Below are 13,778 nucleotides of genomic sequence, written 5' to 3' on the forward strand. Positions count from 1 at the left end.
CAGTAGGAGAAAAAGGAATAACGAAGGGAAGATTGCAGGTTCTGCTGGATCTTGGGTGGCGGCTCAAGCCAGCCACACCCCGGCACATGAACTCACTGCTACCGTTGCTCCCTTCCGGGCCTGGCGGGGTTCGCAGTTAATCATTGCGAGGGGACCGACAAGAGCCACCATTGCAAGAGCGCGGCATTATCCGTGCTTTTTTACCAAGTTGCAAGCCAGGTTTTTCAGCTGCTTAAAGCCTGGCCAGCATGGCGAATTTTGCAGCGAAAACTCGGAATGCCGCACGCTTTTTCCGGGTTATTTGCACCTTATCAGCCACACACTTCCTGATGGGCCCAGGCCAACCAGGGCAACATAGCGGCAATATCCGCGGCCTCAACCGTGGCACCGCACCAAATACGCAAACCCGCAGGTGCATCGCGATAGGATTCAATATCAAAGGCGACATTCTCCTCAGCAAGCAAGGCGCAGATCGCCCTGAGCTGTTCATCATTGGCGCTCAGGGTCAAGCACACACTGGTACTCGACAACGTCGCCGGGTCCTTTGCCAGGAAATCGATCCAGTCATGCTCAGCCACAAAACGCTGAATTTCAGCAAGGTTGCCTTCTGCCTTGGCAATTGACCAAGCCTGGCCACCGTTTTCAGCCACCCAGCCCAAAGCATCAAGGTAGTCAGCGACGGCCAACATGGACGGCGTGTTGATCGTCGCCCCTTTAAAGATACCCTCAATCAACTTGCCGTTTTTAGTCATACGAAACAGTTTGGGTAATGGCCATGGGGGTTGATAGCTCTCCAGACGCTCAACGGCCCTGGGGCTCAGTACCAACATGCCGTGAGCCCCCTCCCCGCCCAGTACCTTCTGCCAGGAGAACGTTACGACATCCAGTTTCTCCCAAGGCATATCCATCGCGAAAACCGCCGAGGTGGCGTCACAAATGGTCAGGCCACCGCGCTCATCGCTGATCCAATCAGCATTGGGCACGCGCACACCGGAAGTCGTGCCATTCCAGGTAAACACCACATCATGCTCGGGGTCCACCTGATTAAGATCAGGCAACAGGCCATAATCGGCATCAATCAGGCGTACGTTCTCCAGACGCAACTGCTGGGAAATATCCGTCATCCAGCCGCGACCAAAGGACTCCCAGGCCAGGACATCCACCGGGCGCGGGCCCAGCATCGACCAGAGCGCCATTTCTACCGCGCCAGTGTCGGAAGCAGGCACAATGCCCACACGGTAACCTTCGGGCAGCTCCAGTAACTCAGCGGTTTGTTCACAGGCTTTTTGCAAGGCAGCCTTACCGATATCGGATCGGTGGGAACGCCCCAAGGTATGTATATCCAGTGATGAAACAGAATAAGCTGGACGCTTACTGCAAGGTCCTGAAGAAAAATGAGGATTACTTGGTTTTTGGGTTGGTTTTTGCAAAGCGGTCATGCACAGCCTCTTAACATCAGCGCTAACGGTAGCGATTTGATCAGGTCGCGCATTATGCCAGAAATCAGCCAATCATGAACTGCTCCACAGCTCTGCAAAGCACATACCTTCGACTGATAGATTCATTAAGCTATTCAGGGTATTTTCCGCCAAATTAGACTCTCCGAACTCTAACTATGGTTTGTATATAAACAGAAAAAGGCTAGTCTAATAGGAGCGGAAACCCTTTTTTGCCGGCATAGTGATCCATCGAAGCCTGTTTCGAGCTTCGCCTGTACCGGCTCCTTGCACTGGAGCGTCCAGCAAGTATGACCACTGCTGGGCACAGACTGATTGGGCATATGGCGTTATTCAATAAAGATAAACCTTCGGGACAGACCTTAACCCTCTCCATTGCCTTGGCTCGTTGGGGCGACAGGCAAACCACTGTTAGACCTGAGACTGCAGTAACAGGTAGTTCGCTGAAATGATTGATGACGACGACACCAAGAAGCCGACATCGCCAACCCGTTACGAGCAGATTGAAGCCCTGGCCGAAACCAATCGCCTGCTCAACGAAGACCTGAGTCGCTGGAAGCGTATCGAGCAACAGCTGCAACGCAGCGAAGAAAAGTACCGCATTCTGTTTGAAGCCTCCGGCGATGCCCACTTTGTTCTGCAATCTCGCTCCGTCACCGATTGCAATCAGGCCGCTCTCAAATTGTTTGGTTATAGCTGCAAAGAAGATGTGCTCGGAATGGGCTTGATGCAGCTGGTGCGCATCAGCAAATCCGAAAGCGCCCTGAGCCTGGAAACGTTCCAGGAAATGATTTTCAAAACCCACAGCCAGGGCAGTCACACCTTCGAATGGCAGGCTCGCGCCAAAGACAACTACATCATTCCCGTTGAAATATTACTAACCGCCTTGCCCATTGAAGGCGGCGAAGTGTTGCAAGTTGTGTTTCGAGACATTAGTGAGCGAAAGCGCGCCCAGGAAGAAGCCATCTATCTGGCCTATTACGATGCCCTTACCGGCTTGCCCAATCGTCGTTTATTTCTGGATCGCCTGGAACAGAGTTTTGAAAACTCCCGTCGCCGCACTCATAAACTCGCCTTGCTCTTCATCGACCTGGACCGTTTTAAAAATATTAACGATTCTAGGGGTCATGCCGCAGGTGATGAACTTCTGCAATTGTTTTCTTCACGTCTGCAGGGTTTGATTCGCAGTCAGGACACTCTCGCCCGCCTCGGCGGCGATGAATTCGTCGTCTTGATGGAAGATCTGGATGGCAATATCGACAAAGCCACCGAACACGCCAGGCAACTGGCTGATAAGCTTTTGCAATCGTTGGAGTTCCCGATTCCCCTGGAGTCTGGCGATTGCCATATCACCGCCAGCATCGGGGTCATGGTGTTCCCACTCGGCACGGAGTCCAGTGAGTCGGCGTTGCAAAAAGCCGACATGGCGATGTACCTTGCCAAACAGGAAGGTCGCAATCGAGTTCAAGTTTTCCAAGCGTCCATCTATGAAGCCGTGGATCGCCGAATAGCCATGGAAAATGAGCTGCACAAAGCCCTGGCAAATAACCAAATGGACCTGCACTACCAGTTGCAGTTCGATCGTCATTATCGCCCGGTTGCCGTTGAAGCCCTGTGCCGATGGCATCATCCCGAGTGGGGAGAAATCAGCCCAGGAACATTTATTCCGATTGCTGAAGAATCCGGCATTATCATTGAGCTGGGCAAACAAGTGCTGCAAAAGGCCGTGGCAGAAATTCATCAATTGAACCAACGTCTCCACCCGGATCATCGCATTCGCCTGTCGGTCAATGTCAGCCCGCAACAACTTGAACACCCTGGCTTTCTGAAAATCATTGAATCCCTGTGCGAGAAACACGATTTACCGCCCGGTTTTTTAATGCTGGAAATTACCGAAAACACCTTCATGTCAGATCTCAACAGCATGGTGGATTTAATCAACAAACTGCTTGAGATGGGCATCTACACGTCGCTGGATGATTTCGGCACCGGTTTTTCTTCCTTGAGTTACCTTAAAAGATTGCCCATCCATGAACTGAAGATCGACACTTCGTTTATCAGCGAACTGGAACACAATCACGACGATGTGGTGTTGGTGAAATCCATTTTAGCGATTGGGCAACACTATCGCTTACAGGTGGTCGCAGAGGGCGTAGAGCTACGACATCACTTGCTACTGCTAAAGACTTACGGTTGTGATTTATTTCAAGGCAGTCTGTTTGCGCTTCCGATGATCGCCGATAACCTGGAAGACTTTATCCTGGAACAACACCGTCGTCTGCAAGACCCAAGCTTCGACATCACTCGCTCCATCGGCAAAGAGAAAAGCGAAGACAGTCAAGGTGAGTTGAATCTCAGCACCAACTAAACTCGCATTCTTCAAGCGCTTTCGAACACAAAGCCAATCTCGCCATATTTCAGTGGATTATTGCACCTGACGCACCACTCTTCCCTCCACAGACCGCGCAACTCGAAATAAAAGCTGAAAGCCTTTTAAATTCAACACCAGGCCATTGTCTGAACCTCCATCACCCCCTAATATGATGCTCATTGAGCCCAACAAAACAGGATCCAAGCATGAAAATTTTCGAAACCAATTCCACGCCAAATGGCCGCCGCGTTCGCATGTTCCTGGCGGAAAAAGGCATCGACATGGAATACGTGCAGGTTGATATTGTCGGCGGTGAAAATATTTCACCGGAATTCCTGGCCAAGAACCCAGGCGGACGAATTCCGGTGCTGGAGCTGGACAATGGCCACTACATCAGTGAGACCGTTTCCATTTGCCGCTATTTCGAGGAACTTGAGCCAGGCAACACTCCATTGATGGGTAGCGACCCCGAAGAGAAAGCGCGCATTGATATGTGGCAGCGCCTGGTTGAATTCAACCTGATGATGAACGTCGGCTTCTGCTTCCGAAACGTTACCGGTTATTTCAAAGATCGTGAAACACCCGTGAAGGAATGGGGTGAAGTGTGTGGCGAACAAGCCATGAAATTTTACGATGTATTGGAACATCAACTTGGCCAGAACGAATTTGTTGCTGGCGATCATTTCAGTATTGCTGACATCACCGCCATTTGCGCCATCGATTTCGCTCGAGTGATGAAACTGAATCCAGGCGAACAGCATAGCAACATCAACCGCTGGCGCGATGCGGTTTCCTCCAGACCGAGCGCATCAGCTTAGCTACGTTGAGCGCCCCCGTTGAAACCAAACAAGCGTAAAAAAGGCCAGTTCAACTGGCCTTTTTTACAGTGGCATGATGTCGCCCTGACTATCGTTTTAGTACAACGCGATCGCTTTAGTACAACACGATCGTTTTAGTACAACAGGCTAAACACCTGGCGCTGATATTTAATCGCCAACGGATCCGCCTTCCCGAGAGCGGCAATGATATCCAAGGTCGTCTTCTTGACCTCGCCCTCTTTGCAATTAATGTCCTTGCGCAACATGGACAATAAAAGCTCCAAGGCTTCCTCCGAGTGTTGATGCTGTGAATACTGCACCGCCAGCTGCAATTGCAGATCCACATTATCCGGCTCAGCCGCCAACGCGTCTTCCAGAGCCGTCACCTCGGGCGATTTGGCCGCATTTTGTTTGAGGTCCAGCAACGCCAACAACTGTTCATACTGAGCATCCTGCTCGGCCATTGGAATGGCTTGAAGAATTGCCTCGGCTTCCGAACTGCGATTCAATTCCAGATACACCCGCGCCAGCGTTTTCCCAATGCTGACATCGGATGAGGATAACTCATAGGCCTGGCGCAACAGCTCCAAAGCATCCGCCCACTGCTCTTCCTGCAACAGAGGCGCGGCTTGTTGCAGTAACGCATCCCAAGGTTTCGGCAAGTATTTGCTCAGTACTTCTCTTACCTGGGGCTCAGCTTGAGCGCCTTGGAAACCATCTACGGGTTGACCGTTTTGCATTACGATCACTGTCGGCAAACTGCGCACACCAAACTGTGCCGCAATTTGCTGTTGTTCATCGGCATTCACTTTAGCCAGTAAGAAAGCCCCGGCATACTCATTCGCCAGAGATTCCAAAACCGGCATTAGATTTTTGCAGGGCGCGCACCAGTCGGCCCAAAAGTCGACCACAACCGGGCGCTGCATGGATTCGTCGATCAGCACCTGCTGAGCGTTCTCCATGGTGACATCAACAATAAATTCGTTCATTCCAGGCTTCCACTACTTCCAAAGAGTGTTACCGTGATCAGTCTTCAAAGACTGATCACGGGGAGGGTATTCTTATTAAGATGGGGCCAAGTATACTGAAATTCAATGGCACAAAAAAACCGCTGACGCTTACACGCCAACGGTCTTCTCAATTTCTGTAATCGTTTGTTGGAACTCAGGGGGTTCCGTTCAAAATCGCTCTACGCGACTTTCGCCGCCCCACGCAGCATCAATTCCACATTGGGTGCCTTATCCAGCGGGTAGAATTGCTGAGTGCAAGAAATGCTCAGTCCTTTACCTAATGCATCCACAGCTTCCTGCAGACGCTGGCAGAGTAGCTCTATTTCATCCGGGTTGTTGGCCAATGCCACCACCACAAAGCTGTCGTCGCTCATGCGAGCCACAACATCCGACCCTCGCAATCGGGTCTGAATCGTTTCGCCGATCTGAGACACCCCATGCTCATATTCGGATCGCGCGGTAGGCAAACCATCCACACTCACCCCAACGACGCCAATATCAAAACCGTAGCGACGGGCAAACTGCATACAGGATTGCCCCAGAGTACTGAGCCCTTGAGCGTTATAAATGTCGTCCGGATGATCCTTTAGCGCCATTTCCCTCATCAGTTCAAACTGGTCCCATAGCTGCAGGTCCTGTTCAATCAAGTCCCGTAACTGAACCATCAGGCGCATAAAGGCATCGCCATAAGCGGTAATGGAATGATCCATTACGCAGATACAGCCAAAGGCGGAACCATCTGGCCAAAATATAGGCATTCCCAGAAAAGAGCAGAACCCTTCGTCCACCACTTCGGGGTTATCCGCCCATACGGGTTCGGCTTGAGCGTCTGAGACATACAACGTCTCTCCGCTGTCAACGACCGTCCGTGCAAACACATTGGCATCGGGACCATAAGTCACCCCGGCGGGATAAGGCCCCTTATTGCCGAAATTAGACGCCGTATATTGGAAACCCTGGCGATTCGCCTGGATGATCAAACCCACTGGCGCGTCGTACAACTCAGCCATGAGGCCGACGGTTTTTTGCCATTTATTCAAACAGAAATTCGATGAGTCTGATTCTAAAAGCCATTGATTCTTATCAATCACTTGAGCAACCCCTTTGGTTGGGCACTTTGTGGAACAAACTGCCTGGAATGAGCAGCTAATACCTCTAGCGGTAATATGAGCGCCTTGCTCGCCAAGTTATGGCCGTCATTCCATCCAGAAATGTACAGCCCACTCTAAAACATAGCACTGCCTGTAGAGCTCGCAAGCTTATCAGGCAAAATCACTATAGATTAAATATCGGCGATAAACCCCATAAAGACAACCAATTCCGCTAGTACTTTTGATTGGTTTTTTAGTGATACCGATATTTTTATTATTTTCTCTCAAGTGTCTTGCGAAAAAGCACGACAAGAAGCAGCGAATGCTTGACGCCGAAAACCAATAGGTGCAGAAAAACCCCTGTATTTTACGGCTTTTTGACGCTTCGAAATCGACGCAAAACCCAAACTTCAGCGTTGTCACACGACACCTACTCTCGAACTGTCGTTTAAAAATGGACTCGCGAGGTTTGATCATTCCCAAACAAAGAACAGATGTGAAGAAGCGAAAACCATGACGGTTTGAAACCGGAAAATGAGACACGCCAAATAGCGATGACTGTCCCAAAAAGAAAAAGCCCCGAGTCTTTCGGGGCTTTTCGAAGCGTTGTGCGTACGGTTTTATTTACAGACTTTGGTACACAAACTGCAACCACAATTCAGGTTTAATAAAGCCATCGCCAAATTGGCCATTCAGCTTGGCCAATGGGTCAGCCTTTTTCACCTCATCCAAACTTTTACCGGCCTCTTTTAGTTTGCCAACGGCATCGAGTGAGGTTTTTAACATATTGCGATAATCCGTGAGCTCAGCTTTGTTACTCAAGGTGCCATGACCAGGAATCACCTTAGTGCTGTCATCCATACGTGCCAGCGCACCATCCACGGCAGCCAGAACACCGTTCACGGAACCGCCGCTGCTCAGGTCAACGAAGGGATATACATCTTTAAAGTATAAATCCCCCATGTGCACCACATTGCTGTTCTTGAAGAACACAATCGCGTCACCATCGGTATGCGCGTTTGGCATAGCCAAGGCTTCAATGTCTTCACCGGCAAAATGCAGATGCATACGCTCTTTAAAGGTCAGCTCAGGCAGAGCCTCAGGTTTGGCGGGTGGAATCTTGGCATTGAAGGTTTTAATCTCACCACCGCTCAGCATGCGCTTGCGCACGTTATCCTGGGCAATCATCAACGCCTCATTACTATTGAACTCGCTATTGCCACCGGTATGGTCGAAATGCCAGTGGGTGTTCAACACATAGCGGATCGGTGCCTGAGTGAGCTTGCCGATGGCGGCTTTAATTTTGGGTGCCAGTGGCTCGTATTGATCGTCCACCATGAGGTTCCCTTCTTCACCCACCAGCAAGGCGATATTGCCCCCAGACCCCTGAAGCATGAAGATGGACCCTGCTACGGGCTGATGAGTGATTTCCACCTTGGAAAAGTCTTGCTGGGCAGCAAGGCCAGCACTTACACTGAGCAAAGCACCTAATAACGCCGATTTGGCAAATTTTACGGACATAATTTCCTCTCGCTGAGTCACAATGAACTATGATTAGGCCATAAAGTAACAAAAAGGCGCGCCTCGTGTAAGCGTTGAGAACGACAGAGTATGTGAGCTGTCCCAAATTCGCGATAAAGCCTTTATATCCGTGATGAAACCTTGTCAGAATCGCCGCTTGGACCTATTATCGCCGCCTTAATTTTGAGCGACACAACCGCAAAGCAGGAACCCTCTTGTCTGAACTATCCGTAAACAGTTTTTGTCCCGGCCAGCGCTGGGTAAGTAACACCGAAGCCGAATTGGGCCTGGGCATCATTGTTGATGCCGACGAGCGCATGGTCGAGATCAGCTTTCCCGCCGTTGGAGAACGTCGCCACTACGCCATCAATAACGCGCCACTTAACCGCGTGATTTATCATAAGGGCGATAGCGTCAGTACAATTGATAATCAACGCTTCACCATCGAGCACATAGAAGAAGACGAAGGTATTCTGCTTTACGCCGGACTTACCAGTAATGGTGATGACGTTAATATCAGCGAACTGGAACTGACCAGCTTCATTCAATTCAGCGCCCCCAAAGATCGCCTCTTTGCCGGCCAACTGGATTCCCCCAAAAGTTTTGCCTTGCGTTATCGCACTTTGCAGGAACTGGAAACTATCGGCCAACAACCGGTACAAGGTTTGTCCGGCGCACGTGTGCAACTGCTGCCACACCAGCTTTATATTGCTGAACAGGTCGCCAGCCGCTACGCCCCTCGGGTTTTACTCGCCGATGAAGTCGGCCTGGGTAAAACCATCGAAGCCGGCATGATCATTCATAAGCAACTGTTTACCGGCATGGCTGAACGTGTATTGATCGTATTGCCGGACAGCTTGGTTCACCAATGGCTGGTGGAAATGCTGCGTCGCTTCAATTTGAGCTTCAGTATTATTGATCAAGCGCGCTGCGAAGCCGTTGAAGATGATGAAAACCCCTTTGACAGTAGCCAACTGATCATTACCCAACTGAGTTTTCTGACGGAAAACCCGGAACGCTTACAAGAAGCCCTTGCCTGCGACTGGGATCTACTGGTGGTCGATGAAGCTCATCACCTTGAGTGGAGTGAAACCGGCCCCAGCCAGGAATACCAATGCGTTCAACAACTAGCCGAACACAGCCGTGGCTTGCTTCTGTTAACAGCGACGCCAGAACAATTAGGCGTAGAAGGTCATTTCGCGCGTCTGCAACTACTGGACCCGGATCGCTACCCCAGCCTGGAACAGTACCTGGCTGAAGAAGACAGTTATACCGATGTGAATCGGCTGGTCATGGCCTTGCAGAACGGCGATGCCCTGAGCGACAACGCCTTAAACCAGCTGCACGAATGGCTGGGCGAACACCAGTGGAGCCATTATCAGCAATTAAACGGTGAACCTGAAAAAGCAGCACAATACGCCATCGCACGAATCCTGGACCAACATGGCACCGGACGGGTACTGATGCGCAACACCCGCGACAATATTGCAGGCTTTCCCAGCCGACAGTTATTGCCCTACCCTCTGCCCAAACCAGAAGACTGGAGAGACGATTACTCTCAGCTCGAACAAGGACTCGACGGTGTCTTGCAGGCCGAGCATCAGTGGGGATTGAGCTGGTTGAATCACGATGAGCGTGTGCAATGGTTAAAAGACTGGTTGAAACAACACCGCCATGAGAAGACCTTACTGATCTGCCACCACGCCGATACGGCACTAGATCTGGAATCTCATATCCGTTTGCGCATGGGCCTGGCCAGTGCCGTCTTCCACGAAGGCATGAGCCTGCTGGAGCGTGATCGCGCCGCCGCATACTTTGCAGACCAGGAAGACGGTGCCGATATTTTGATCTGTTCGGAAATTGGCAGTGAAGGTCGTAACTTCCAGTTCGCCAAGCATTTAGTGTTGTTCGACCTGCCAAGCAACCCTGATTTGCTGGAACAGCGTATCGGCCGCCTGGATCGAATTGGTCAGGAAAATACCGTACACATTCACGTGCCTTATTATCAAAGCACTGCGCAAGAAGTGTTACTCAACTGGTACCACCAGGGTTTAAATGCCTTTGAACACGCCTGCCCGGGTGCTCACCATTTGCGTCAGCAGTTTTCCGATACGTTGAATCAAGCCTTAGGCAATGCCAGCGCCGATCATTCGGCCTTGCATCAACAAACGGCCGAAGCCCGAGAAGCGTTGAACGCTAAACTCGCCGAAGGTCGCAATCACTTGTTGGAGCTGAGTTCTTTCAACAAAGCGCACGCCGATGAGCTGGTTCAAAACATCAGCGAACATGAAAACGACGGTGAGCTGCTGGATTATCTGGAAAGTGTTTTTGACAGCTACGGCGTCGACAGCGAAGGCCACAGTGAAGCCACCTTGATTATGCGCCCCGGCGATCATATGCGCGAAGGTCACTTCCCCGGCTTACCCGAAGATGGCTTTACTGGTACTGTCAGCCGCCAGAAAGCCCTGCACCGCGATGACATGCAGTTCTTAAGCTGGGAGCACCCCATGGTTGTGGGGGCGATGGATATGATTCGCAGTGGTGACAAAGGCAACACCTGTATTTGCAGCATTAAACTGCCCCCACTGAAAGCCGGCAATTTATTGCTGGAAGCCATTTTCACCATGAGCTACCAGGCACCGAAGCATTTGCAACTCAGCCGTTACATGCCCGTACAGGCGGTTCGCATTGTGGTCGATGCCAATGACAAAGATTTCTCCAACATCATCAAGGTGGAGCATTTCAATCAACTGGGGCAAAAGATTCCCAAACGCACGGCTCAGGAAATTGCACGTCAGGGCCGCGATGCCATTACCAGCTTGATCGACAAAGCAGAACACATGGCGGCTCCCGAACAGGAGAAGCAACGCCAAGCGGCTTTGGATCGAGCCAATGACCAACTCGGCGAAGAAATTGAACGCCTGCAAGCCTTGGCCCAAGTGAACCCCAATATCCGCCAGGAGGAAGTGGAGCACTTGATTGAAAAACGCGAGTTGATTCGTGAGTCCATCGCCAGCGCCCAACTCAACCTCGATGCCATTCGCATCGCATTAACGACCTGATGACGCTATGCTGCGTCTGCAAGGCGCAGCTTTTCTTATCTTTCTGGAAACACACTATGTTTATTTTCTCTGTCACGGCCAAATCCAAAAAAGATCAGCCAGGCTTTAAGGCCGGAGACAGCATTCCGTTTATTGTTTACATCGATTTTAAAGACATGTTCGGCGCAGAAAAACTGTGCCAGATTTTTCTGTTCAAGGAAGGCTTTCACGATATTCATATCGAAAAGCGCAAACTGATTCCCAATGACAAATTGGACAGCCAGCTGATTGCCCAGGACAAAGCACTGGCTGAGGCACTGGACAGTGGCTATATGATTCAGATGTTTGACGCCCACTAGGTCGAGACCACGCCCCGCTAGCCATGAGTGACGTACAGGAATATCACCTCAGTATCGATGGCGAGAATACCGCCCTCAGTCCCTTGGACCTGCTTACAGAATGCAGCGGCTTATCGCGCAGCACCATCAAACAAGCCATGAGCAGAGGCGCAGTTTGGCGTCAGCGAGGCAAAAAAGTTCTTCCCCTACGTCGCAACAGTAACAACAGCGAAGGCATCGAACAGCTGCACTTTTACTATCAGGCCGATATTCTCGCTCAAGTACCCCTCCCCATCGAACGCCTCAAGGACCTTAACGACTACAGCGTGTGGTTGAAGCCCAGAGGCATGCGTTCACAAGGCAGCCGCTTTGGAGATCATTGCGCACTGGTTCGAGTGGCCGAACAGGCAATCGATCGGCCTTGCCGAATCGTTCACCGGCTGGATCAGGATGCCTGCGGTTTAATTTTACTGGCCCACAATAAAATCGCTGCCCGCCATCTGAGCGAGCTTTTTGCCGAACACCGCATTGAAAAGCGTTACCACATTGTGGTCGAAGGTGATTTTCCGGAACAGACGCAAGTGGCCGAACAGGCACTGGATGAGAAACCGGCCTACAGTGAATTCACCAAACTGAAAACCCTGGATGGCAATAGGAGCTTGGTCGAAGCGCATATTAAAACCGGCCGGAAACATCAAGTCAGAAGGCACGCCGCCCTACTCGGCCACCCAGTAGTTGGGGATAAGCGATATGGCGAATCGGCCACGTTTCAATCCCCGTACCCACTTCAACTTTGTGCCCAACAACTACGCTTTTGTGATCATCGAGAACAGGAACAAGATTTTCGTATCAACAGCCAAGCTTGGCTCGACGCCAGCCGTTAACGTTAAAATAGCAACGCACTGCCTTGTATCAGCAACAATATTGGCAAGAGAAATATCACCGGCAGCTTCATAACACGCAACACATAAAAACCCGCGACAACCACAAGCAAATCCACTATCGAGTGAATCGCACTCAGCAATACAGGCTGGTAAAAACTCGCGGCCAGCAAACCCACTACGGCCGCATTAACCCCTGCAACCGCCGCAGCGAGTTTCCGCTGTTGCAACAGCGTTTGCCATACCGGCAATACCGCCAACACCAATAAAAAGCCCGGCAGAAAAATAGCCAATAAAGCCACAGCGGCTCCGGCAATCGAAAAAGACTCGGGCCCGGCTATGGCGCCCAGATAAGCCGCAATACTGAACATCGGGCCCGGTACAATTTGTGCGGAACCATACGCCGCCAGAAATTCACCTTCGCTCACCAGTCCTGGCTCGAGTAAACTGCTTTGCAACAACGGCAGAACGACATGTCCACCACCAAATACCAAAGCTCCGGCCTGATAACATTCAGCCGCCAGCGTCAACAATACCGGCACACCCTCCTCACCCCCCAACACAGGAGGCGTAACTGACAACAACAGCAATAACAAAAAGAAAACGCCCGCAAACAGCATCGAGCGAGGCTTGCTCTGTTCAGGGCTTTGTCCAACACGGCTGGGTACCTCTGTTGTCGGGTTAGGACTGTTTACGGCAAACAGCCCCAACAAGCCCGCCACAATCAGGCAAGGCCAAGGCCCTACAGCACTGAACAGCAACAGCAGGGTCACGCCGACCGCGATTAAACGCTTAGCCCAAGTATCGCAAAGGTTCTGCCCCATACTCCACAGGGCATCGGCCACAATAATCACCGCCAGCAGTTTAAAACCTTGCAGCAAAGCTTGGTTTAGGGAATCAGGAAGATACGGAGACACCGCCAGCAATACGAGTAACAAAAACACAGAAGGCAAAGTAAATGCGACAAAGGCCGCAATGGCACCGGCCAGGCCTGCCCGACGTAAACCAATCGCAAAGCCCAACTGACTGCTGGCCGGGCCAGGTAAAAACTGACAAAGTGCCAGTAGAGAAGCAAACTCAGAGGCCGTCAGCCAGGCCTTGCGTTCAACAAATTCGTGCTGAAAATAACCGATATGCGCCACCGGCCCACCAAACGATGTTAAACCCAGCTTTAGAAACTGAATAAAAACATCTCCCACACGGGCATTACTGCTCGGGGTTTCACTCGTCTGACTCATATCGCCTTCATA

General features: G+C 51.1%; 10 protein-coding genes and 1 other RNA gene. 5 read left to right on the forward strand and 6 right to left on the reverse strand.

From position 1 onward, the window contains the following. Positions 1-63: 63 nt before the first annotated feature. Together ffs and ABWW03_RS12945 are read right to left on the reverse strand one after the other, a co-directional pair. Positions 64-160: signal recognition particle sRNA small type (gene ffs, locus ABWW03_RS12940), an RNA gene on the reverse strand. Positions 161-311: 151 nt separating this feature from the next. Continuing rightward, positions 312-1,439, reverse strand: a complete 1,128-nt coding sequence (locus tag ABWW03_RS12945) for a phosphoserine transaminase (RefSeq protein WP_353408752.1) — start codon at positions 1,437-1,439, stop codon at positions 312-314. Between the two features lie 466 nt (positions 1,440-1,905). On the opposite strand from ABWW03_RS12945, the gene ABWW03_RS12950 reads away from it, so the two are divergent. Both ABWW03_RS12950 and ABWW03_RS12955 read left to right on the forward strand, forming a co-directional pair. After that, positions 1,906-3,825, forward strand: coding sequence for a putative bifunctional diguanylate cyclase/phosphodiesterase (locus ABWW03_RS12950; RefSeq protein WP_353408753.1), 1,920 nt, complete (start codon positions 1,906-1,908; stop codon positions 3,823-3,825). A 209-nt stretch (positions 3,826-4,034) separates the two neighbouring features. After that, positions 4,035-4,646 carry a glutathione S-transferase family protein gene (locus ABWW03_RS12955; RefSeq protein WP_353408754.1) on the forward strand — a complete coding sequence of 204 codons (612 nt, stop codon included), beginning with the start codon at positions 4,035-4,037 and terminating at the stop codon, positions 4,644-4,646. Between the two features lie 134 nt (positions 4,647-4,780). Here the strand turns inward: ABWW03_RS12955 and trxA are convergent, their stop codons facing one another. From trxA to ABWW03_RS12970, 3 genes are all read right to left on the reverse strand, one after another. Beyond that, positions 4,781-5,635 carry a thioredoxin gene (gene trxA / locus ABWW03_RS12960; protein WP_353408755.1) on the reverse strand — a complete coding sequence of 285 codons (855 nt, stop codon included), beginning with the start codon at positions 5,633-5,635 and terminating at the stop codon, positions 4,781-4,783. 200 nt (positions 5,636-5,835) lie between these two features. Further along, a complete protein-coding gene (locus tag ABWW03_RS12965; protein WP_353408756.1) occupies positions 5,836-6,696 on the reverse strand; it encodes a sensor domain-containing diguanylate cyclase in 861 nt (286 codons plus the stop codon). Between the two features lie 675 nt (positions 6,697-7,371). Beyond that, a complete protein-coding gene (locus ABWW03_RS12970; protein WP_353408757.1) occupies positions 7,372-8,268 on the reverse strand; it encodes an MBL fold metallo-hydrolase in 897 nt (298 codons plus the stop codon). Positions 8,269-8,483: 215 nt separating this feature from the next. Here ABWW03_RS12970 and rapA point away from each other — a divergent pair, with 215 nt between their 5' ends. From rapA to ABWW03_RS12985, 3 genes are read left to right on the forward strand one after another with little or no spacing between them, the layout of a single operon-like run. Then, positions 8,484-11,330 (forward strand): RNA polymerase-associated protein RapA, encoded by a 2,847-nt coding sequence (gene rapA, locus ABWW03_RS12975; RefSeq protein ID WP_353408758.1) that lies wholly within the window; start codon positions 8,484-8,486, stop codon positions 11,328-11,330. Positions 11,331-11,386: 56 nt separating this feature from the next. Continuing rightward, entirely contained in the window at positions 11,387-11,668 is a 282-nt protein-coding gene (locus tag ABWW03_RS12980; protein WP_353408759.1) for a hypothetical protein, read from the forward strand. Between the two features lie 23 nt (positions 11,669-11,691). Then, positions 11,692-12,531, forward strand: a complete 840-nt coding sequence (locus tag ABWW03_RS12985; RefSeq protein WP_353408760.1) for an RluA family pseudouridine synthase — start codon at positions 11,692-11,694, stop codon at positions 12,529-12,531. Positions 12,532-12,533: 2 nt separating this feature from the next. On the opposite strand, the gene chrA is transcribed toward ABWW03_RS12985, so the two are convergent. Then, the gene (gene chrA, locus ABWW03_RS12990) at positions 12,534-13,766 is read right to left on the reverse strand and encodes a chromate efflux transporter (RefSeq protein WP_353408761.1); all 1,233 of its coding nucleotides are present in this window, start codon (positions 13,764-13,766) and stop codon (positions 12,534-12,536) included. Positions 13,767-13,778: the final 12 nt, after the last annotated feature.

Origin of the sequence: Pseudoteredinibacter isoporae (genome assembly GCF_040372805.1) — a bacterium.
GTDB classification, from domain to species: Bacteria; Pseudomonadota; Gammaproteobacteria; order Pseudomonadales; family Cellvibrionaceae; genus Pseudoteredinibacter; species Pseudoteredinibacter isoporae_A.